A 22,496-nucleotide genomic window follows, 5' to 3' on the forward strand; every position below is an offset into this window, starting at 1 on the left:
ATGCAAGGACGTTTGTTGCTAGATGAACCGCTGGCGAAATATACGACCTGGCGGGTAGGCGGCAAGGCTGACCGTTTGTATATCCCGCAAGATAAAGCGGATTTAATCACATTTATCAAAAACTTGCCGGAAACTGAGCCGCTGTTTTGGATGGGTTTGGGCAGCAATTTGCTGATCCGCGATGGCGGTATACGCGGCACGGTGATCAACACCAAAAACCGTTTGAAAAGCATGTACCTTAACGATGACGGGTTGCTTTATGTCGAAGCGGGCGTCCCTTGCGCCTTGGTCGCCCGTTTTTGTGCCGAACACGGTTTGTTGGGTGCGGAATTCTTGGCGGGCATCCCGGGAACGATGGGCGGTGCGCTAAAAATGAATGCCGGGGCGTTTGGTGGCGAAACGTGGCCGATAGTCCAGCAGGTGGAAATGTTGAATCGGCAAGGGCAAGTCAACTTGCGTGGGCCGCAAGATTTTCAGATTTCCTATCGAAGCGTCAAAGGATTTGATGGCGAATGGTTTTTGTCGGTATTGCTCAGGCTAGCAGCGGGTGATACCGTAGCGAGCCAGCATAAAATTAAGGCTTTGCTGGAACAACGGGCAAAAACCCAACCGACCAACCAACCCAGTTGCGGTTCGGTGTTCATCAATCCCGTCGGCGATTATGCCGCACGCTTGATTGAGCAAGCCGGCTTGAAAGGCTATAAGTTGGGCGGTGCGAGGGTATCCGAAAAACACGCCAATTTTATCGTCAACACCGATAATGCCACGGCGGCGGATATAGAAAAATTGATTGGGATAGTCCAACGTAAAGTTGAAGAAATCCACGGTGTGCTTTTAAAGACAGAGGTTTGCATGGTAGGCGAAGAAATAACAGCAATGGACACCACGGCGCATCGTTATGGCGATCCTGAAAAATTCGGACGTGTCGCGGTCATGATGGGCGGTTCGGCTGCCGAACGCGCGGTGTCGCTAAGAAGCGGCGCGGCGGTTTACGAAGCCCTCAAAAGAGCGGGTGTCGATGCCATAGCGATAGATGTCACTGCCAGCCCGATAGACGCGCTGGCAAATGTCCAAGTGGATCGCGTCTTTAACATCATCCACGGACGCGGTGGCGAAGATGGCGTTTTGCAAGCGGTGCTGGAAGTGCTGGGGATTCCTTATACGGGCAGTGGCGTGTTGGCGTCGGCCTTATCAATGGATAAATTACGCACCAAATTGTGCTGGCAAGGCATCGGTTTGGTGACACCGTTGTGGCGGCTTTTGCAAAGCGAAGCGGATATTGATGGCTGTATCGAAAAATTGGGCTTTCCGGTGATAGTCAAACCAGCCAAAGAAGGTTCCAGCTTAGGCATGAGTAAAGCCCATAACCGTGATGAATTGCTGGCGGCATGGCAAACGGCTTCGGGTTTTGATTGCGATGTGTATGCAGAACAATGGGTTAGCGGAAAAGAATATACCGTGGCGATATTAAACGGGGAGGCGCTGCCTGTCATACGCTTGGAAACGCCGCATAGTTTCTATGATTATGAAGCGAAATATCACGCCAACACCACGCAATACCATTGTCCTTGTGGTTTGGATGAAGCACAGGAACAATCCTTAAAAACGTTGGCGGTCACCGCCAGCGAAGTGCTTGGGGTGAAAGGTTGGGCGCGGGTCGATGTATTTATCGACGGCAACGGTCAATACCAGTTGATAGAAATCAATACCGTACCCGGCATGACAGACCATAGCTTGGTGCCGATGGCTGCCAAACAGGCGGGTTTGGATTTTGACGCTTTAGTCTGGCAAGTGCTGGAAACCAGCCTGGTTTAATGGGCAGAATCGGCATTATACGCTTGCTGATTGGCCTATTGTTGCTAATAGGCATAATTTGTTTAGGATGGCAAAAAGCAACTGAGTTAAAATGGTCAGTTAAAATTGCCTCCTTGCCAATAAAGTACGTCAGAACAGAAGGTGTTTTTCAGTATTTGAGCAAAGAGGACATTAAAACGGCTTTAGAGCCACTGGTGACGACGGGATTTTTAGAAGCGGACATGCAGGCGATACACCAGGCCGTATCGGCACTGCCTTGGGTGGATACCGTTGCTGTCAAACGTATTTGGCCTGATACCATCGATATAAAAGTCACAGAAAAAAAACCTTACACCCGTTGGGGAAAAGATAGCCTGATTACCGAACAAGGCGTGATTTTTGCTCCAAAAACCCTAGACCTGCACCAGCAGTTAATCGTCGTCACCGCACCCGAACAACGTCGCTTGGATGTTCTGGAAATTATGAAAGGCATTAAAACCGCTTTGGCAGATGAATCGCTGGAATTGGCGGAATTTACGATAAATAACCGCTGGTCATGGAATATCAAATTGACCAGCGGATTAGACATTTTACTAGGGCGTGAAGAACAATTAAAAAAATTACAGCGGTTTTTAAAAACCTTGCCGCTGTTAGGAAAGCAACAGGTTGACGCGATGGCGGTGGTGGATTTGCGTTATCCTAACGGTTATGCTGTCACTTGGAAAACTGAAGCCCCCGTTATTGACCGGGAAACCGTCAATACGCCGGAGGATGGCAATATTGCCAACCAACAAAACTAAATGAACGGGCACACTGATAAAGCGATAGAGTAAACAATGGCAAGAAGAACAGAACGTAATTTAATCGTCGGACTGGATATTGGCACGTCCAAAGTCGCCGCCATTGTGGGGGAGATTGGTGGTGATGGCAGTATTGAAATTATCGGTATAGGCACGACACCTTCGCGCGGCTTGAAAAAAGGCGTGGTGGTCAATCTGGAATCCACCGTACAATCCATACAACGGGCGATTGAAGAAGCCGAACTGATGGCAGGATGCCAAATTAAATCCGTTTTTGCCGGCATTGCCGGCAGCCACATCAAGAGCCTGAATTCGCACGGCATTGTCGCGATAAAAGATAAGGAAGTCACCCAGTACGACATAGACCGCGTGATTGATTCAGCGCGGGCGGTGGCGATTCCGGCAGATCAAAAAATCCTGCATATCTTGCCTCAGGAATTTGTCATCGACTTGCAAGACGGCATCAAAGAACCGATTGGCATGTCCGGCATCCGCTTGGAAGCCAAAGTCCACATGGTCACAGGCAGTGTCAGCGCCTCGCAGAACATCGTCAAATGTATCCGCCGTTGCGGCCTGGAAGTGGAAGACATCGTCCTGGAGCAATTGGCCTCATGTAATTCAGTGTTGACCGAAGACGAAAAAGAACTGGGCGTTTGCCTGATTGACATGGGTGGCGGCACCACCGACATCGCCATTTTTGTCGAAGGCGCGATCAAACATACCGCCGTTATTCCCATCGCTGGCGACCAAGTCACTAACGATATTGCCGTGGCCTTGCGTACACCGACCGTCAATGCCGAAGAAATCAAGCGCAAATACGCTTGCGCTTTAACGCAAATGGCGAGTGTGGATGGCGTGATTGAAGTGCCGAGCATCGGCGACCGCGCCCCGCGCAAAATTTCCACGCAAAACCTGGCGGAAATTATTGAACCGCGTTACGAAGAGCTGATGTTGCTGGTACAAGCCGAGATTCGCCGTAGCGGCAATGAAGAATCTATCGCTGCGGGTATCGTGCTGACGGGCGGCAGCTCGAAAGTCCGTGGTTTGATAGAATTGGCGGAAGAAATTTTTCACATGCCAGTGCGCATGGGTGGCCCTGAAAACGTGGCAGGGTTGTCGGAAGTGGTTAAAAATCCGGTCTATTCCACTGGGGTGGGCTTGCTTATGTATGGAAAAGAACATCAAAACATCGTCAGAAGCAATGATTCTGAACAAGACGGATGGTTTGCCAAAATGAAGAACTGGTTTCAGGGCAATTTTTAATAACTTTGTAAATATTTTTATCTTTGGGTGATGTTATGAAATACGAATTAGTTGATATGTACAATGAGACTGCCGTCATCAAAGTTATTGGTGTCGGCGGCGGCGGTGGCAATGCGGTCAACCACATGGTCGGCAACCACATTGAAGGCGTGGAATTCATTTGCGCCAACACCGATGCACAAGCATTAAGAAAATTGAATGTCGGCACGATTATCCAATTAGGTGTCGAACTGACCAAAGGCCTGGGCGCAGGCACTAATCCTGAAATTGGCAAAAATGCCGCGCAAGAAAACAAAGACCGTATCAAAGAAGTGCTGCAAGGTGCGGACATGGTGTTTTTGACTGCCGGTATGGGCGGTGGCACAGGTACTGGCGCGATTCCGGTCATCGCCGAAATCGCCCGCGACATGGGGATTTTGACCATCGCCGTCGTCACCAAGCCATTTTTGTTTGAAGGCAAAAAGAAACAAGCCGTTGCCGAACAAGGCATTTTGGAACTGGAAAAATACGTCGATTCCTTAATCACCATTCCTAACCAAAAACTGTTGCCCGTGTTAGGCACAAATGTCTCTTTAATGACCGCGTTCAAAGCCGCCAATGACGTATTATTGGATGCGGTGCAAGGCATCACCGAGCTAATCGTCCACCCTGGCATGATTAACGTGGACTTTGCCGACGTGCGCACCGTCATGTCCGGCATGGGCGCGGCGATCATGGGTAGCGGTGCGGCATCCGGCGAACACCGCGCCCGCGAAGCGGCGGAAAAAGCCATCGCTTGCCCCTTGCTGGAAGACATCAACCTGCAAGGCGCACGCGGCATCTTGGTCAACATCTCCGCCTCCGACATGGGCATCGCCGAGTTCGACGAAGTCGGTAACATCGTCCATGAATTCGCGTCAGAAGACGCCATCATCAAAATCGGTATGGCGGTCGATCCGTCATTGGGCGACGAATTGAAAGTGACCGTGGTTGCCACCGGCATGGGGCAGACCGCCGCCATGGCGGCGAGCAAATCCAACGTCAAACCCTTGCACAAAAGTGCCAACCCTTATGACGAACTGGATAAACCCACTGTCATGCGCAACAAAGGCGATGGCAAAACCGAAGGCCGCGAAACCCGCTTTGGCGCACAGCCCGCCAAAAAAGAAACTGATCTGGATTATCTGGACATCCCCGCATTCTTAAGACGGCAAGCGGATTAACGGTTGATCGTTAATGGGTAGAAAAAAGGCTGGAGTGCATAACTCCGGCCTTTTTTATGCGTGTTGGAAAGGGCTTTAGGAGTAAAAAACAGGTTTTTGACGGATCGCCGGATTAATTGCCGGAACGGGTTTGTTACCCGTTCCGTAACGTTTTTGGAGGCTTATGGATAAATTGAAACGTTAAGGACGGGGTTACGAAACCCCGTCCCGCTAAAATCTACAACCAAATCCTAGCAAACTAAACACGCCCCAAACCAAAAGCCAAATGGTGGCGGGGAGCGGTACTGCGGATGGTATATCGCCGTCAAGATGGAGGATAAACTCACCAATATTGTTAGGGTTGTTTACGCCGTTGCCATTAAAGCCATCGGATAGCAAAGGGCCAAACGGGGCGTTGTTGCTATTGGTTACGGTAGCCAAGTAATTGCCCGCTGATAATAAGAGAGTCAATCCCGCATCGAAGCTGTTTGCACTGCCAAAAATGCCTGACACATCATCATTGCTATCGAGCAAAATCCAATCGGATAAATCGCCTGTTTGTTGCCAGATCGCCAGACTAGGGTCGGTGGGTTCATCAAAACTGTTAAGGCCGGATACCGTCCACGCGCTGACAAAGCCATCGCTGGCGGTAGCAAAATAAAAATAATCAAGGTCATTGGGCGAGTCGATAGTGCCGTTAAACGTAGCTGCCTGAGCGGGGGTCAGCACCGACAACATCAGTAATGCGTATAAATAAAATCGTTTCATGGTTGGTCTCTGGATAATTTGATGTAGGTTAAGCTAGACGGGGCTTATTCCCCGTCTGCAAGTTTGCTTGTTGGTTAATTCCAGCAGTGAGATTCTGACATCATAAAAACTTGAGGCTAAGTTAGACGGAGCCAATTCCCCGTCTCTCGTGGAGTTTTAGTTTGCTATAACGAAATAGCCTTACAAGCTCTGGTTACTGGGCAATTGCAAATCCAGTAACATGTGGAACGTAATAAGTAGACTGTAACTTAATGGCACACAAACCAATTCTCCAACTACCTGACGGAAGATTTATTGCTGCATTGATTGAAATAGGAAATGGATAGCTCCCTATTATAGCTGGTTGACCGCTGACGGGCATAAAAGCTATTGTGGATGGTTGATTATCCGTTGCCGCACAAATTGAGTATTCAAAATAAGTTCCCTGTTTTGCCAGTAGTATTGTTGTTGATATAGACGCGAACACCAGTCCAGCAGCTGATAGGGTGATTTTGTTAGAGGGTACTGCGCCAACCCAAGTCCAGGAGCTAATTTCAGGAAAAGCACCATTAACAATCTGATTAAGTGATATTGCATTCGCTAATGCACTAGAACCTGTTGCGCCTATATCGCCTTTTGGCCCTTGCAAGCCTTGGATACCCTGTGCTCCAGCAACTCCCACATCACCTTGTAGACCTGTTGCGCCTGTATCGCCTTTTGTCCCTTGTAAGCCTTGGATACCTTGTGCGCCAGTCGCTCCGGTGTCACCTTTCAAACCTTGCGGGCCAATTGGGCCAACTTCACCTTGTAGACCTGTTGCCCCTGTATCGCCTTTTGGCCCTTGTAAGCCTTGGCTACCTTGTTCGCCAGTTGCTCCCGCGTCGCCTTTCAAGCCTTGTGGGCCAATTGGACCAATTTCACCTTGTACCCCTGTTGCGCCTGTATCACCTTTTGGCCCTTGCAAGCCTTGGATGCCTTGTTCGCCAGTGTCTCCTTTGTCGCCTTTCAAGCCTTGTGGGCCAATTGGACCAATTTCACCTTGTACCCCTGTTGCGCCTGTATCGCCTTTCGGCCCAGGCACACCCGCCAAACTAATTTCAATTTCCGGCGCATGGCTGGAAGTGGTGTTTTCTTTGCTGTCAAAAAACACATTAATGCCATCGCTGGCGACTAGCGCCAAGCCGTTGTTATTAGCCGTGCCATCCAGCCAATCTTTGACTTGATTGGTGATGTCGATGCTGACCCATTGCTGGCTGGACGCGCTGCTGATGGCAATCGGTCCGGTCACTAAGGTACTGGCGGCAGGTTGGTTGGTGGCGTTAATGCTGGCTTCTGACCATGTGCTGTCTATCGCATAAACGTTAAAATTACCGGCGGCTTTGAATGAATTGACAAACACTTTTAAGGTGGCTTTGCTGATGTCATTGCCTACTGTTCCGGCCGGGAAATACGAATTGACGGCAAAACGCACAAATCCGGTTTTACCGCTGGTGATGTTGAGCGAAGGGTTGTTGCCATAATTGAGTGTGGACGTGGTGGCTCCGGTAGCGGTGTAAGCGTCTTGAAGCAGAATAGGGCCGGCATGGGCGGCGTTACTAATGCCAGCCAAGAGTAGGCTGGTGATTAGGAGTTGTTTTAGTTGATATAGCGTGGTGGTTTTCATAAAAGCCCCTTTCTTTTAGATTTATTTTTAGTAGCCAATAAAGCGAGCTATCCACTAGATTGGTCGATTATAGAACAGCTACACGCTAATTCGTGGCTAACATATTGATGAATAGCGGAGGCTGTGTCATCATCCATTTGTATGAACCAGCCCACATTTTTTGGTATTTTTTATGCACCAACATGATGATTGCCTTGACTTAATCACCGCCATTTACCACGCCGCCACTGAACCTACCGAGTGGAATGCGGTTTTGGAAGACATAACACGCCTATTTGACGGACATGCGGCGTTTACCATGCGGGTGGGCATTGGTGCGCAAGATAGCCTTGGTTTGTATATCCACAATTTGCCGTATGAAGCATTTGTGGCTTACGGGGAATATTTTTACCAGCACGATTTATGGAGTCCGGCTTGGATTAAGGCGGGGCTGCATAATCTGGGCAATGTGTATACGGACGACCAGTTGGTGGGTCGTGACGAATTTCGCCGCTCCGTTTGGTTTAATGACTACCTGAAAAAGTTGGATATTGAACATAGCCTGTTTGCGTCATTATCCGAAGCCACGCCCACTCCGTCGATTTTGGCGATAGGCCGTCCGTTGGGTTCTGAGCCATTTACTCAGGCCGATATGGAACGCCTACGCCCCATCGCCCAGCATTTGGCGCAAGCCTTGGACATAACGCGTAAATTTCACGCCTTGCAGGATGGGATTCAAGCGAATGAACAGTTTGTGGAGTCGCTCAACCGAGGCATTTTGTCGGTTAACCTGAAAGGCAAGGTCTTGTACGCGAATGGTTTTGCGATAGATGTGCTAATAAATCAAGCGGGGTTGACGGTGAACAACGGATTGCTGTGTGGGATCAATGATGCGGTTAATCAGACTTTGGCTAAGATGCTGTCCCTTGCCAAACAAGGGATAGGGCATTCGTTCGTGATTACCAGACCGCCCAAGCCGCCTTTAAAAATTGACAGTGTGCCGATGGCGGATAACGCGGCAGCGGTTTTATTACCGGAAAGCCAAACCGGTAAAGTGGTTTTGTTGTTGAGCTATGAGAGCGACGCGCAAACCGATGCTTATGGGCTGTTTGCCCAAAAGCACCGATTAACCCCGCAGGAAACTAAAGTTTTACAGGGGATTATTGAGGGTTATTGCCTCAAGGAAATTGCCGGGCATCATGCCGTTAGCTTCAACACGGTGCGTTCGCAATTGGCAAGCGTCATGCAGAAAACCTATTGCAAACGCCAAAAGGATTTGGTTAGGTTGTTTTTGGCGGAATAAAACGCGTAAGACACATTCCGTAGGGGGCAATAGGCGATAGCCGTATTGCACCCGTTGTTGGCTTCAATCATCCGGCGCATTACGCTATCGCTAATACGCCCTACGCGGGCTGGAGTGCATAACTCCGGCCTTTTTTATGCGTGTTGGAAAATGTTAGGAGTAAAAAACAGGTTTTTGACGGATCGCCGGATTAATTGCCGGAACGGGTTTGTTACCCGTTCCGTAACGTTTTTGGAGGCTTATGGATAAATTGAAACGTTAAGGACGGGGTTACGAAACCCCGTTCCGCTAAGGCATTTTTAGCTTTTTTTGAAATCTATTTTGACAGATACCATGTTTGTGGGGATTTGATGTGTTGGCATCACGACTGCCAGTCCTTCAAGAACTGGTAGTCGTTGGCAACGATTGCGCTCTTATCAGGCCAAACCTACCGTGTTTTGAAAATCCAGTAGGTTTTTTTCAGCCTTGTTTTTTGTGGTTCGTTGTGGAACATTGAGCCAATTGGTTTGCCATCCATTAACAACAGGATATTTTATGAACGCTATTTTAAAACCTAGCCTTTACGAACAACTGACGGGCTTGCCGGAGCATGTCACCGGAGAGATTTTGAATGGCGAACTACATGAAATGCCGCGCCCGTCTGGGCGGCATGGAGTGGTAGAGCGCGGATTGGGGTTCAATTTGTCCGGGCCGTTTGATTTCGGGCGCGGTGGCCCGGGTGGTTGGTGGATCATTATCGAACCCGAAGTGCATTTTATCCGGGATATGGAAGTCGCCGTGCCGGACTTGGCAGGTTGGCGACGCGAGCGTATGCCTAACGTGCCTGATGACCACCGTTTTGAAGTGGTTCCCGATTGGATGTGTGAAATCTTGTCGCCGTCCACCGCGAAGAAAGACCGCGTGGTGAAGTTGCCGATTTATGCCCGTTACGGTGTGCAGCATGTGTGGATAGTCGATCCCTTGGCGCAAACTTTGGAAGCGTTTGAATTGCAACAAGGCCGCTGGACGTTGATTGCCACGCTCAAAGATGATGACCCAGTCGCCGTGCCGCCGTTTGATGCGGTGGTGTTTTCTTTGGCGGATTTGTGGGGTTAAAAAGCTAACGAAATCACAAAACGTGTTTTTAGAGTCAAAAAATCAAGCCATCCAAATTCTTATCCCTTAGCTATAAAGGCGGGCCGATGAATGCTTTTCTGCCTGCCGTTTTCAGCCATCTTCCAATCCCACAAGCCATTAGCGGTGGCAAAAGTCACTGTATTTCCTTACAATAGCGGACTTTCCCCTCCCTTTCAGCATGCCCGAAGGACATTCCGTGTCCTTGCATGGGCGATTCAAACTCAAGGCTTATGGAACACAATACATTTACCTCTGGAATTCCTGGATTTACTTACGCAGACTTGTACGATGCCAACCGCCTGCAAGATTTGGCGGTGGTGTTTGACGAATCGGTGCAACGCCACGATGCCGAATTGTTCGGGCAGTTTGCCGCTTACCGCCAAAGCCAAGGCGAAGGTCTCACGCCGGAAGCCATTTCCCAATTGCTGGTGGACATGGCTCCGTTCGTCGGGCAGTTTGTCGCCAAATTGTTCAATGTCAGCGAGCAGCGAGATGCGCAAGCCAACACCATCAAGCAGGAAATTGACACCATCTTCACCTATAAAAATGAAGTGGTGGACAAGCTGGGCGTGTATTTCAAAGGCCAAAACACCGATGAGTGGAATATCCCCTGTGTCTTGAACAATTTTGATTTGCTGATCGCCGCCGCATTTTCTGAAGCCCATCAGGACGAAGATGCCGAACGCCGCGTGGCGAGGGTGGGTGCGGTGATTGGCTTGTTGTCCAGCCATTACAAAACCCTTGCCAAAGGCAAGCCTAGCGATTACGCCAACGCCGATGAGCAAGTTGCCGCCATCCGCAGCAAACTCGCCGGGCATGACGAAGCTGCCGAGACTTTCAAAGACTTGTTGGCGATTGCCGACACCACGGAATTTGTCGCCGGATTGATGGACATTGTGCAACGCTGGAGCTGGGTCGCCCAACAAGACAATGATGTGGTCGCCGATTGGCTCAGTTTCAAATTCCCAGGCAAACGCGATTTTGACCAGTTGGTCGGGCATGAAACCATTGATAAAGGCGAATTCAGCGCGTGGATGGGCGGATTGGAACATCGTCGCCGCCGTGACGGTTTCAAACTGACCGACCTGCGTTATAACGAACGGGAAGTCTTGTCCGAAGTCAACCATTGCATCTACTGCCACGAGCGCGACACCGATTCCTGCTCAAAAGGGATGCGAAATAAAAAAACCAACGTCTACAAAGTCGATCCTTTAGGCGAGACTACAATTGGTTGTCCGCTGGATGAAAAAATTTCCGAAATGCACTTGGTCAAACGCCGTGGCGACAATATCGGCGCGTTGGCGGTCATCATCATCGACAATCCGATGTGCCCTGGCACAGGCCACCGGATTTGCAACGAGTGCATGAAAGGCTGTATCTACCAAAAAACCGATCCGGTCAATATCCCCGAAATTGAAACCAATGTCCTGACCGATGTCTTGTTCATGCCGTATGGTTTTGAAATTTATAGCTTCCTGACTCGTTGGAATCCTTTAAATATCAAACGCCCACATACATTGCCTTACAACGGCAAAAACGCGCTGGTCGTGGGCTTGGGCCCGGCGGGTTACACGATGAGCCATTATTTGCTCAACGAAGGTTTTGCGGTTGTCGGCATTGACGGCTTGAAGCTCGAACCGTTGCCCGTGGCATTGACTGGCGACAACGGCAACTTGCCCAAGCCGATAGTTGATTTCAAAGAATTGTATGAAGATTTGGACAAACGCATCCTGGCGGGTTTCGGCGGGGTCGCCGAATACGGCATCACCGTGCGTTGGGACAAAAATTTCCTGAAAGTCATTTACCTGACCCTGCAACGCCGCGCCGCTTTCCGCAGTTATGGCGGGGTGCGTTTCGGCGGTACGCTGACGATTGAAGATGCGTGGAACATGGGCTTTGACCATATCTGCATCGCCTCCGGTGCCGGCAAACCCACGGTCATCGACCTGAAAAACAATTTGATGCGCGGTATCCGCAAAGCCTCCGATTTCCTGATGGCCCTGCAACTGACGGGCGCGGCGAAAATGTCCTCGCTCGCCAATCTGCAAGTGCGTCTGCCGGCGGGTGTGATCGGTGGCGGTTTGACGGCGATAGACACCTCCACCGAATTGATGGCGTATTATCCGGTGCAAGTCGAAAAAATCCTGCACCGCTATGAAACGCTGGTGGAAACTTATGGCGAAGCAACCGTGCGCCGCCGTTATGACCAAGAAGAAACGCTGATACTGGATGAATTCCTCGCCCACGGCAAAGCCATCAAAGCCGAACGCGGACGTGCCGTGGCGGCAGGTGAACAGCCCGACTTCCAACCCTTGCTGGAATCATGGGGCGGCGTGACGCTGTTTTACCGCAAAGGCATGGTTGATGCGCCCGCGTATCGGCAAAACCACGAAGAAATCGCCAAGGCTTTGGAAGAAGGCATTGCGCTGGCGGAAGGCATGAGTCCATTAGCGGCGCAAGCGGACGAATTCGGGCATTTGAACGCCGTGGAATTCGACAAACTGGTGTTGGAAAATGGCCGCTGGCAATCCAGCACAAAAGTCACCGTGCCACTGCGTAGCATGTACATCGCCGCCGGCACCTCGCCAAACACGATTTACCAAAGCGAATATCCCGACACCTTCGTGATGGACAAATGGTTCTTCCAACGTTACGAACCGCAATGGACGGAAGACGGCGCAGTCGAATTGGTGGAAATGCACGATGAAACCAAGCCCAAACTGGGCAAACCCGCGCCACTGACTTCGTATCAAAAAGATGGCAAGTTCATCAGTTTCTACGGCGACAACCATCCGGTGTTTGCGGGCAACGTCGTTAAGGCGATGGCGAGCGCGAAAAACGGTTATCCGTACATTGCCAAACTGTTCGAGAAAGAACTGGCAACGCTAGACTCTGCGGGGCAGCCAGCGCGTGACGCGGCGATGAAAGACTTGTTCGCCCGTTTGGACGAATCTTTTAAAGCTACGATAGTCGCCATCAACCGCCTGACCCCGACCATTATTGAAGTGGTCGTTAAAGCGCCGTTGGCGGCGGAAAAATTCCAACCCGGCCAATTCTACCGTGTGCAAAACTACGAAGCCTTCGCGCCTGTCGTTGAAGGCACGGTGCTGGCGGCGGAAGGTTTGGCGTTGACGGGCGCGGAAGTCGATAAGGAAAACGGCACGGTATCGTTGATCGCCTTGGAAATGGGTTCATCATCGAGATTGTGCGCCCACTGGAACGTCGGCGACCCCGTGGTGTTGATGGGCGTGACCGGAACGCCAACCGAAATCCCGACCGGGCAAACCGTGTTGCTGTTAGGCGGCGGTTTGGGCAACGCAGTGTTGTTCTCCATCGGCAAAGCCTTACGCGCCGCTGGCAACCGCGTGATTTACTTCGCCGGTTACAAATTCGCGCAAGACCGTTTCAAAGTCGAAGACGTGGAAGCCGCCGCCGATGTCGTGGTCTGGTCGGTTGACAAAGCCGACGGTGTTGAGCCGTTCCCCACCTACCGCCCACAAGACAAAAGCTTCGTCGGCAACATCTTGGAATGTATGGTCGCCTATGCCAAAGGCGAATTGGGCGAACAGCCCATCTCGCTGGCGGACGTAGACCACCTGATCGTCATCGGCTCTGACCGCATGATGGCGGCCGTCAAATCCGCCCGTTTCGACGTGCTGAAACCGTATTTGACCAAAGCCCACCACGCCATCGGCTCCATCAACTCGCCGATGCAGTGCATGATGAAAGGCATCTGCGCCCAATGCTTATGCAAACACGTCGATGCGGACAGCGGCAAAGAATATTTTGTTTATTCCTGCTACAACCAAGACCAGGATTTGGACAAGGTGGACTTCCCGCATTTGAACGCACGGTTGCGGCAAAATACCGTGCAGGAGAAATTGTCTAACCTTTGGTTGGATTATTTGTTGGCGAAGCAGTAAATGATGTAGGCTGGGATGTAGCGATAGCGTAATCCCAGCACCAGTTGCTACACCGTGTGCAGGAGTTGTGTCTAACCTTTGGTTGGATTATTTGTTGGCGAAGCAGTAAATGATGTAGGCTGGGATGTAGCGATAGCGTAATCCCAGCACCAGTTGCTACACCGTGTGCAGGAGTTGTGTCTAACCTTTGGTTGGATTCTTTGTTGACTAAGCAATAGATTTTAAGCAAAACCGCATAACGGTTTTAAAATGGCATTGGCTGGGGTGACGGCAGGTGCTCCCCAGCCAAAGCTTTAGCCAAATGGACGTTTTCCAAAGACTTTGTAGGTTTTAAAACCTACAAAGTCTAGTGTTGCATTAGAAATACGCGCCAATCAGACAAGCATGGCTAAAGCCCATCCACCACCGACTGAAAGAGGTTTTTATGATCCCCTTCATTGCGCCTAAACATAAAAGCTCAAGACTATTGGTCTACCCGTCCGAACCGCTAGAAATTGATTTTGGCGATTTGCTTAAGTCCATGACGGATGACGATTTCGCGGATTTCTGCCAACGGCATCGGGATTTGCGGATTGAAATGGATCAGTTTGGAGAAATTACCATTATGTCACCCACCTACAGCGAAACAGGTGCAATCAACTTTGAATTAAGCGTCGATTTTGGCGTTTGGGCACGGGCAGACGGCACAGGCAAAGGCTTTGATTCCTCAACAGGTTTTATTCTGCCCAACGGGGCCAAACGTTCACCGGATTTGTCCTGGATAAAACTGGATAGATGGCTCGCCATACCTGCCGAACAGCGTAAAAAATTCGCCCCGATCTGCCCGGATTTTGTCGTTGAAATCCGCTCGGCATCCGACTCACTCCCCAAATTACAAGCCAAAATGGCCGAATATATCGACAACGGTGCTTCGCTGGGCTGGCTACTGGATGTGATGAATAAAAAAGTCCACATCTACCAACCCAATACTACTGTGCAAATACTGGACAATCCCAGCGAAGTGTCCGGCGAGCCGTTGTTAACAGGCTTTGTTTTGCCGATGCAGGCTATTTTTGTTTAGAAAACAAGCTCGCCTATGCAGTGCATGATGCAAGGCATCTGCGCCCAATGCTTATGCAAACACGTCGATGCGGACAGTGTTTGTGTATTCCTGCTACAACCAAGACCAGGATTTGGACAAAGTGGATTAATGGGTGGTGGTTGAAACCTGACGGTTTCCTATCGCCGGACATAACGGAAAAGCCGGATGGGTTTACCATCCGGCTTTTTTATGAACATTAAAATTTATCCTGCTTCTGAAGAATAGATAATCAGTGCTTTCTTGGCTAATCCTTATTTTCCACCGTTGCACAAATTAGCCCTACAATAAGCCATCCACCTTATTCTAAAATCAGCCATGACCCTAAACGAAATCCTCAAAGACTCTAACCGCTTCGCCATTTTGTCAGAAAAGGAAGAACCGCTGGTTATACAAAAAGGCGATGTGCTGATAAACGGCACCGGCGTAGGGACGATTGGGCGTTCAGCCTGTTATTTGCATGAGCAAAACGCGCTGCCCGATAATCACGTCACCATTTTAAGAACGGACAAAATCAATCCGATTTTTTTATCGGTTTATCTAAATTCCATTGCCGGAAAATATCAGGTTGATAAATACTTTAAAGGTTCATCAGGCCAAATTGAGATTTATCCAAAAGACATAGAGAATTTTGGTAGTCCTGCAATCGGAATGATTTGTAAAAAGTCAAGCTTACCGATTTATTGGCTCGAATGCCCGTACTTCAAGGCGTACAGTCATCGCAATATTTTTTTGACAAATCTATTATCATTCCGATTGCAGGACTACCGAAAACTGTATTGCCGATGCCTCAGAACACACTGCTCATGGCCGTTTCCTAATCTTGCACTGGCAATCCGGTACAACCATTACTTTGCGTTTTGACCAAGGCGTAAGCTATTGGGCTTGTGCTGACAAATCGTCTATTTATTTTGACAACACAAGCTATTGGCAAAAGAAGAATATTTAAAAACAAGCAGAATGTTTTCACTATAAACATCGCTGTGTTCAATCCCGTGCATGAAATTTCCAGTTAATGGCAATAGTGGCAAACCCAGCCAGGTTTTAAAACCTGGCTGGGTTTTTTTCTATCAAAACAACGCCAGAAACTCCTCGCGTTGCACCACTTCTTTTTCCTGCAACAAAGCCGCCAGCCTGTCCAAAATGTCGCGGTTTTCGCTGATGATTTCATGGGCGCGATGCTCGCCTTCGCTGATTAAGGCCATGATTTCGGTGTCCAATATCCGCGCGGTTTCGTCACTGTAGTTACGGTATTCGGAGATTTCGCTGTCCAGAAATTGCAGTTGTTGGCGTTTGCCGTAAGTCAATGCGCCCATGCGTTTGCTCATGCCCAGGCTACAAACCATGCTGCGGGCAATGTCGCTGGCTTTTTCCAAGTCGTTTTGCGCACCTGTGGAGACGTTGCCCAAGGCGATCCGCTCGGCGATGCGCCCACCCAGCAAAATGGCGATTTGGTCTTTCAGCTCGTTTTCTGTCAGTAAAAACTTTTCTTCTATCGGCAATTGCAGGGTGAATCCCAAAGCCGATACGCCGCGTGGAATGATGGATATTTTGTGTACCGGTTGGCCTGTCGGTATTTTTTCGGCGATCAACGCATGTCCGGCTTCATGATAGGCGACTCGGCGTTTTTCCTCGGTGTTTAAGGTGCGGTTTTTCTTTTCCGGGCCTGCCAGTATCCGGTCTATCGCCGCTTCAAAATCCGTCATTTCGATCTGTTTGTGATCCAGGCGCGTGGCGATGATGGCGGCTTCGTTGGCGATGTTGGCCAAATCTGCACCGACCAGGCCGGGTGTGCGTTTGGCGATGACGGTGGCGTCAATATCAGCAGCCAAAGTCATGGCTTTGATATGCAATTTGAGAATTTCGATACGGTCTTGCAAATCCGGTTTATCGACGATGATCTGACGGTCAAAACGGCCGGAACGCAACAAGGCTTTGTCGAGGATTTCCGGGCGGTTGGTTGCCGCCATGACGATCACGCCGACTGAGGTGTCGAAACCGTCCATTTCGGTCAGCAATTGGTTGAGGGTTTGTTCCCGCTCATCATGGCTGCCCATCACGTTCGGGCCGCTGCGTGAGCGGCCTATCGCGTCCAGTTCGTCGATAAAAATGATGCACGGGGCTTTGCCACGCGCTTGTTCAAACAACTCACGCACCCGCGCCGCGCCGACACCGACAAATAGTTCGATAAATTCAGAACCGCTGATATTAAAAAAGGGTACGCCCGCTTCTCCAGCCACGGCACGGGCCAACAGGGTTTTGCCGGTTCCAGGAGGGCCGACCAGCAACACGCCTTTGGGCATGTGCCCGCCCAATTTGTGGATTTTGTCCGGCGTTTTTAAAAAGTCTATCGCTTCTTTGAGTTCTTGTTTGGCACTGTCCGCACCGGCGACATCATTAAATGTCACTTTCGGTAATGAATCGGGGTGGATCTGGCCTTTGTTGCCTAGGTTCAAAATACCGCGTTGCATCCCGGAGCTGCGGCGCATCATCCATGACCAGATCGCCACTAACAGTAAAATTGGCAAGACCCAGTTCAGGAAAAAATTGACCAGCCAGTTTTCGCCGCTTCTGACCACATAATCGACGTTGTTTTCTTGCAGCAGCTTCGCCAAATCCGTTTGCCACAAGGGCACGGTCAAAAACTGTTGCGGCTGGGCGTTGGCCTTATCCGGCTTGATAGTGCCGGAAATAAAGCGTTCGGTGACAATGGCTTTGTCAATTTTTGCCGATTTGACATCATTTAAGAATTGGCTATAGGAAATTTCCCGGCCCTCCATTGTGTTGCTGGTATTGAAAATCACCAAAACTACGATAAAAAGCGCGATAAAAGCGAATAATCGTTTTGGGTTGGGAGGGGTATCGTCTGGTGGGGTTTTATTGGGGCGTTCAATGGCTTTGCCGAAAAAATCCAGCAGCATTTCCAGCCATTGTTTTAGGGTTTGGTAAATCTTGCCCAACAGACTGGCAAAGCCGCCATTTGTATTTTTATTCATAAACTGCCTCTCCCGTAGTAAACAAACGATGATAGAAGTTAAAGCCACATGGGTATTTTGCCGCCCTGACGATATAGGGCTTATGAGAAAACAACATTTATATATCTTCTTGACTATACCCGCCGCAAGCAAGCTGGACAAGCGATATTGGTTTGGCAAGCATTTAAACTGAAATGGAATTATCAACTAAACCCCCTGTTCTCAATCCCGTTTGTGCAACACATATCATCGCAATGGTAAAAAATGCTAAAATCAACGGCTTAATTATTTTTCTGGTTGCCTTGATTCATGCCCAATACCCAAAAACTGCCTGTCACCTCGTTAAAACTGAACGTCGATCTGGACGGTTTTGATTTTCCTGACCCACCGCTTTGTCCCCCCAATATTTTAGGCCAAGCCAGGGCAAGGTCGGCATTGGAATTTGGCATTGCCATGCCCCAGTCTGGTTATCATGTTTTTGTCATGGGGGAACCGGGCATGGGGCGGTTGACGATGATCAACCAACAGTTGGATAAGGTGGCGGCAACCTTGCCGACGCCGGCTTCTTACGCTTACGCCCATAACTTTGAAAATCCTAGGGAGCCTATAGCGATAGCTTTACCGGCTGAATACGGGCAATTGTTCGGCAAAGACATTGAAAAATTATTGGATGGCCTGCTGGAAATTTTTCCGGTCGCATTTGAAAGCCCGGCGTATCAGCAAAAAAAGACCGCCATCGAACGCCAATTCAATCAGAATTATCAACAGGCGATTGATAGTGTCGATAAAAAAGCCAGGGCTATGAGCATCGCACTGTTCCGTGAAGATGACAATATCACCTTTGCGCCCATCCACGGCAACAAAACCCTCAATGAAAAACAATTCAGCCAATTGCCGGAGGCGGAGCGTGAAATGTTTCACTGCCAAGTCGAAGAGCTGGAAGATTTTCTAAGCGAAGTGCTGCTGGAAATGCCGTTGTGGCGGCGGCAAGTGTTGGAAAAAATCAAGCAACTGGACAATGACACCATCAAGCAAGAACTCCAGCCCTTGTTTATCGAACTCCACGATAAATATCTCGCCATTGATGATGTCATCAGCTATTTATCCGCCTTGGAGCAACAACTGTACACCACCATCTGCGATGAACTAATGCCCACGCGGACATCGGATTCACTCAGCCATGCCGCTAAACGCGCCCGCTTGTTTGAGCAATTCGCGCCGAATATCCTGGTCGACCATTCGCAAGACAGCGGTGCGCCCGTGGTTTATCAAGCCCATCCGACTTACCAAAACCTGTTCGGACGCATTGAATACGCCAGCGAACAAGGTATGTGGGTCACGCATTACCAGCGGATTTGCAAAGGTTCGTTGCATAAGGCCAACGGCGGTTATTTGATCCTCGATGCCGAAAAGCTGTTGGAATATCCGTTTGTTTGGGACGCGCTGAAACGGGCGTTAAAGTCCGGCACTATCGACATTGAATCGCCGTATTCGGAAATGGGCATCAGCACGATGACCTTAAGACCGGAATTGATCCCGCTGAATGTCAAAATCATCCTGGTTGGTTCCGGCGATATTTATTATTTGCTGGAAGAGCTGGATAACGAATTCAATGAAATGTTTAAAGTGCTGGCGGATTTTGATTATGAAATTCCGATTACACCCGAATCCATGCAACATTTCGCGATATTGGCGAACAAGCACGCCGCTGATTCCGGCGTAAAACTGTTGACCAAGGCGGCGATTGCCAGTTTGATGGAACACAGTTGCCGGCTTGCCGAAAATCAGCACCGCTTCTCGGCACATATCAATGACTCGCTCGAACTCATCGGCGAAGCCAGCCTGTTTGCCAAACAAGCCGCTAGCGGACAACTAGAGCGCATCCATATTGAACAAGCCTTGGCGGCCCGCGAATACCGCAATGGCGGGCTCTCGCAACGCATTCTCGAAGACATGCTGGACGGCACGATTTTGATCGATACCCACGGCGAAGCGATAGGCAAAATCAATGGCTTGACGGTGCTGACTATCGGTGGCAGCAGTTTCGGCGCCCCCGCCCGCATCACCACCACCGTTTATCCAGGCTCACGCGGCATCGTCGATATTGAACGCGAAGCCGAATTGGGCGAGGCGATACATTCCAAAGGCGTGATGATTTTGACGGGCTATTTGGGGCATTTTTATGCCCAGCAATTCCCGTTGGCGATTTCCGCCAGCATCGCCATCGAACAATCGTACAGCGCGATAGACGGCGATAGCGCGTCACTCGCCGAGTTGTGCTGCCTGATTTCCGCGCTGACCCGTATCCCGATCAAGCAAGCCTTTGCCGTGACGGGTTCGATCAACCAATACGGCGAAGTGCAGGCCATCGGCGGCGTCAATGAAAAAATCGAAGGCTTTTTCAGATTATGCCAAATGCGCGGTTTGACCGGAGAGCAAGCCGTCATTATCCCGGCGGTAAACAAACGCAACCTGATGTTGAAACAGGATGTGATTGATGCCGTGGCGCAAGGCTTGTTTACGGTTTACACTGTCAACAGCGTCGATGAAACGCTGGAATTATTGACCGGACACCTGGCGGGAGAAGCCGATGCGGAGGGTAATTACCCAGAAAACAGCATCAACTTCAAGGCCATTTCACGGTTGAAAGAAATTTCAGAAATGGCGGGGGATGATGAACATAAGGAAGAGGGATGTTGATGTTTTTATGTTGGAATTGGAGCTTTGGGGTTTTGAAGCTGTTCAACTGGCTTCAAGGAATTCCCGCACAATCCACGTCTGCCGCTATAATGCAAAATCCCTGATACAGCAACGAGGTGGCCCATGTCTGCCGTAATCCAACAAACAAGCTACACCGCCGAAGAATATTTAACGCTGGAACGTAACGCGCCCTATAAAAGCGAGTTCCACAATGGACAAATTTTTGCCATGACCGGAGCCAGCCGCAAGCATAATTTGGTTTCGATAAATATTGCTGCGGAATTGCGTAGCCAACTCAAAAAACGCCCCTGCGAAGCCTACATCAATGACATGCGGGTCAAAGCTGCTGAAATGCGTAGTTATTATTACCCAGACATTGCGGTTGTTTGTGGGGTCGCGCGATTCGAGGACAATATGCTCGATACGCTATTGAATCCGACGGTGGTGATCGAAGTGTTGTCGCCTTCCACCGAAGCTTATGACCGTGGCGGCAAATTTAGTCATTACCGTAAAATTGCTAGCTTGCGCGAGTATTTGCTGGTGGCGCAAGACCAGCCGATTATCGAGTGTTTTACGCGGCAGGAAAACGGCTGGGTGTTGACGGAAACAACGGGGCTTGATGCGGTTGTGAAACTGGCAAGCATTGATTGCTCGCTGAGTTTGCGCGAAGTTTACGATAAGGTGCTGGATGATATGGCAGATGGGCGGAGCGTTGATCAGGCGTCATAACCCGCAATAGTAAGCGAGGGCTACCAACTTAAGGCGGGACAAAAAGACCTGATCTAGAGCTGTCAGGTTTTTAAAACCTGACAGCTCTAAAGTCCTGCGAGTAATTGGGAAGTTACCTCTGCCCCGCCTTAAGTTGGTAGCCTAAGCGAGTGGATACAAGCCCGTATGGGGGGGGTATGGAATACGGGATTTTTCAGTGCTGATATGTCGTGTTTCATTGTTTTTCGCGTGTTTTGGGGAATTGCATGTTGTGCGGCTTCGACCCCCGTATTCCGCTACCGCTGCATACGGGCTACTGGCTGAACTTATTTTCGATTAAACAAAAGCCTCGGTTGCTTTCAACAACCGAGGCTTTTTTGTTCAAATCGGATGGGATTAAAGTGTCTATTCTAAAATCACAAATCAAAATGGGCAGCCAAACCGAAAATCAACTGGTGGTTGACCGTTTCGGTGTTGATTGTGCCGCCGCCTTTCAGGTCATCTTCAACATCGACATAAGTCAATTTATATTCGGCAAAAGCCGAGACATATTTGATTAAATCATAATTGACGCCCATCATGCCATTGATGACAGGGCCGGCACCCCACTGATATTCGTAAGTTTGGGTTCCGTTAATCACAGCTTCGACATGAGGGACGCTAAAGCCCGCTCCCAAACCGGTATACAACTGCATACGGCCTAACAAGGTGTTGTCACGTTGACCTGCTGGAAACCAACGGTATTGGCCGTTAAAGGTCAAGGTGTTGACGCCATGTGACATGTTAAAGTCCTGGATGTGGTTGCTAATTGGCTCTACGCCATTGACGGGATTGCCATTCAAATCCGTGCCGTTGATTTGCGCATTATTGTCATAGTTCAGATAGTTTTTAAGATGGGCAAAGTCTATGGACAAACCCCAATTGGGCGCATCATCAAACCAATAACCCAAGCGTGCCCCGTAAAATACGGGTTCTTCAAAAGAATTGTCTTCCCAGCTCACATCGCTGAAATTCAGGTTGGTTTTGCCCTGCGTCAAATTCAAATCACCATTATCAATGAATGATTGTCCTGCATAGATGGCAACATTGATTTCGGCACTTGCTAAAGATGTCACTAACAACCCGGTCAGCAGTGTAAGCATTTTTATTCTGGTGGGTACGCCTCTGGCAATTGCTGTCTTTTGCTTCATTTTTATAGATTTCCTGTGCTGGTTAAGACAAACTCAAAATACGCATGGGTGATTGTTTTTGAGCCGGTAAAAATGC

At 49.6% G+C, this 22,496-nt stretch carries 15 protein-coding genes and 1 pseudogene; 12 read left to right on the plus strand and 4 right to left on the minus strand.

The window, feature by feature from the left end; genetic code table 11:
* The 5 genes and pseudogenes from murB to ftsZ all read left to right on the plus strand — a co-directional run.
* Positions 1-864, plus strand: a pseudogene (murB, locus tag PHH59_RS02785) (UDP-N-acetylmuramate dehydrogenase); the annotation flags it as partial.
* Positions 865-876: 12 nt separating this feature from the next.
* The gene (locus PHH59_RS02790) at positions 877-1,815 is read left to right on the plus strand and encodes a D-alanine--D-alanine ligase (RefSeq protein WP_300011077.1); all 939 of its coding nucleotides are present in this window, start codon (positions 877-879) and stop codon (positions 1,813-1,815) included.
* Positions 1,816-1,928: 113 nt separating this feature from the next.
* A complete protein-coding gene (locus tag PHH59_RS02795; protein ID WP_300010878.1) occupies positions 1,929-2,594 on the plus strand; it encodes a cell division protein FtsQ/DivIB in 666 nt (221 codons plus the stop codon).
* Between the two features lie 36 nt (positions 2,595-2,630).
* Positions 2,631-3,857 (plus strand): cell division protein FtsA, encoded by a 1,227-nt coding sequence (ftsA, locus tag PHH59_RS02800; RefSeq protein ID WP_300010882.1) that lies wholly within the window; start codon positions 2,631-2,633, stop codon positions 3,855-3,857.
* A gap of 35 nt (positions 3,858-3,892) precedes the next feature.
* Positions 3,893-5,059 carry a cell division protein FtsZ gene (gene ftsZ, locus PHH59_RS02805; protein ID WP_300010884.1) on the plus strand — a complete coding sequence of 389 codons (1,167 nt, stop codon included), beginning with the start codon at positions 3,893-3,895 and terminating at the stop codon, positions 5,057-5,059.
* A gap of 210 nt (positions 5,060-5,269) precedes the next feature.
* On the opposite strand, the gene PHH59_RS02810 is transcribed toward ftsZ, so the two are convergent.
* Both PHH59_RS02810 and PHH59_RS02815 read right to left on the minus strand, forming a co-directional pair.
* Positions 5,270-5,806 (minus strand): DVUA0089 family protein, encoded by a 537-nt coding sequence (locus PHH59_RS02810; protein ID WP_300010888.1) that lies wholly within the window; start codon positions 5,804-5,806, stop codon positions 5,270-5,272.
* A 193-nt stretch (positions 5,807-5,999) separates the two neighbouring features.
* Positions 6,000-7,448, minus strand: coding sequence for a DNRLRE domain-containing protein (locus PHH59_RS02815; protein WP_300010891.1), 1,449 nt, complete (start codon positions 7,446-7,448; stop codon positions 6,000-6,002).
* Positions 7,449-7,620: 172 nt separating this feature from the next.
* Between PHH59_RS02815 and PHH59_RS02820 the strand changes: the two genes are divergently transcribed.
* From PHH59_RS02820 to PHH59_RS02840, 5 genes are all read left to right on the plus strand, one after another.
* Positions 7,621-8,730, plus strand: coding sequence for a helix-turn-helix transcriptional regulator (locus tag PHH59_RS02820; protein ID WP_300010894.1), 1,110 nt, complete (start codon positions 7,621-7,623; stop codon positions 8,728-8,730).
* A gap of 534 nt (positions 8,731-9,264) precedes the next feature.
* Positions 9,265-9,825 (plus strand): Uma2 family endonuclease, encoded by a 561-nt coding sequence (locus tag PHH59_RS02825; RefSeq protein WP_300010897.1) that lies wholly within the window; start codon positions 9,265-9,267, stop codon positions 9,823-9,825.
* 251 nt (positions 9,826-10,076) lie between these two features.
* Positions 10,077-13,769: a pyridine nucleotide-disulfide oxidoreductase gene (locus PHH59_RS02830; protein WP_300010900.1), complete on the plus strand. Its 3,693-nt coding sequence runs from the start codon at positions 10,077-10,079 to the stop codon at positions 13,767-13,769.
* Positions 13,770-14,193: 424 nt separating this feature from the next.
* A complete protein-coding gene (locus PHH59_RS02835; RefSeq protein WP_300010903.1) occupies positions 14,194-14,829 on the plus strand; it encodes a Uma2 family endonuclease in 636 nt (211 codons plus the stop codon).
* 381 nt (positions 14,830-15,210) lie between these two features.
* Positions 15,211-15,711 carry a hypothetical protein gene (locus PHH59_RS02840; RefSeq protein ID WP_300010906.1) on the plus strand — a complete coding sequence of 167 codons (501 nt, stop codon included), beginning with the start codon at positions 15,211-15,213 and terminating at the stop codon, positions 15,709-15,711.
* Positions 15,712-15,917: 206 nt separating this feature from the next.
* On the opposite strand, the gene ftsH is transcribed toward PHH59_RS02840, so the two are convergent.
* Positions 15,918-17,843, minus strand: a complete 1,926-nt coding sequence (gene ftsH, locus PHH59_RS02845) for an ATP-dependent zinc metalloprotease FtsH (RefSeq protein ID WP_300010909.1) — start codon at positions 17,841-17,843, stop codon at positions 15,918-15,920.
* A 288-nt stretch (positions 17,844-18,131) separates the two neighbouring features.
* Here ftsH and PHH59_RS02850 point away from each other — a divergent pair, with 288 nt between their 5' ends.
* Positions 18,132-20,522: an AAA family ATPase gene (locus PHH59_RS02850; RefSeq protein WP_300010912.1), complete on the plus strand. Its 2,391-nt coding sequence runs from the start codon at positions 18,132-18,134 to the stop codon at positions 20,520-20,522.
* A gap of 123 nt (positions 20,523-20,645) precedes the next feature.
* Positions 20,646-21,251, plus strand: coding sequence for a Uma2 family endonuclease (locus tag PHH59_RS02855; RefSeq protein ID WP_300010914.1), 606 nt, complete (start codon positions 20,646-20,648; stop codon positions 21,249-21,251).
* Positions 21,252-21,646: 395 nt separating this feature from the next.
* On the opposite strand, the gene PHH59_RS02860 is transcribed toward PHH59_RS02855, so the two are convergent.
* Positions 21,647-22,420 (minus strand): hypothetical protein, encoded by a 774-nt coding sequence (locus PHH59_RS02860; protein ID WP_300010917.1) that lies wholly within the window; start codon positions 22,418-22,420, stop codon positions 21,647-21,649.
* Between the last annotated feature and the right edge of the window lie 76 nt (positions 22,421-22,496).

It is taken from the genome of Methylovulum sp., from assembly GCF_028687615.1.
Taxonomy (GTDB): Bacteria; Pseudomonadota; Gammaproteobacteria; order Methylococcales; family Methylomonadaceae; genus Methylovulum.

Coding starts and splice junctions, on each gene's coding strand:
- PHH59_RS02790 (WP_300011077.1), top strand. CDS start 877: ATGGACACCACGGCGCATCGTTATGGCGATCCTGAAAAATTCGGACGT.
- ftsA (WP_300010882.1), top strand. CDS start 2,631: ATGGCAAGAAGAACAGAACGTAATTTAATCGTCGGACTGGATATTGGC.
- ftsZ (WP_300010884.1), top strand. CDS start 3,893: ATGAAATACGAATTAGTTGATATGTACAATGAGACTGCCGTCATCAAA.
- PHH59_RS02810 (WP_300010888.1), bottom strand. CDS start 5,806: ATGAAACGATTTTATTTATACGCATTACTGATGTTGTCGGTGCTGACC.
- PHH59_RS02815 (WP_300010891.1), bottom strand. CDS start 7,448: ATGAAAACCACCACGCTATATCAACTAAAACAACTCCTAATCACCAGC.
- PHH59_RS02820 (WP_300010894.1), top strand. CDS start 7,621: ATGCACCAACATGATGATTGCCTTGACTTAATCACCGCCATTTACCAC.
- PHH59_RS02825 (WP_300010897.1), top strand. CDS start 9,265: ATGAACGCTATTTTAAAACCTAGCCTTTACGAACAACTGACGGGCTTG.
- PHH59_RS02830 (WP_300010900.1), top strand. CDS start 10,077: ATGGAACACAATACATTTACCTCTGGAATTCCTGGATTTACTTACGCA.
- PHH59_RS02835 (WP_300010903.1), top strand. CDS start 14,194: ATGATCCCCTTCATTGCGCCTAAACATAAAAGCTCAAGACTATTGGTC.
- ftsH (WP_300010909.1), bottom strand. CDS start 17,843: ATGAATAAAAATACAAATGGCGGCTTTGCCAGTCTGTTGGGCAAGATT.
- PHH59_RS02850 (WP_300010912.1), top strand. CDS start 18,132: ATGCCCAATACCCAAAAACTGCCTGTCACCTCGTTAAAACTGAACGTC.
- PHH59_RS02855 (WP_300010914.1), top strand. CDS start 20,646: ATGTCTGCCGTAATCCAACAAACAAGCTACACCGCCGAAGAATATTTA.
- PHH59_RS02860 (WP_300010917.1), bottom strand. CDS start 22,420: ATGAAGCAAAAGACAGCAATTGCCAGAGGCGTACCCACCAGAATAAAA.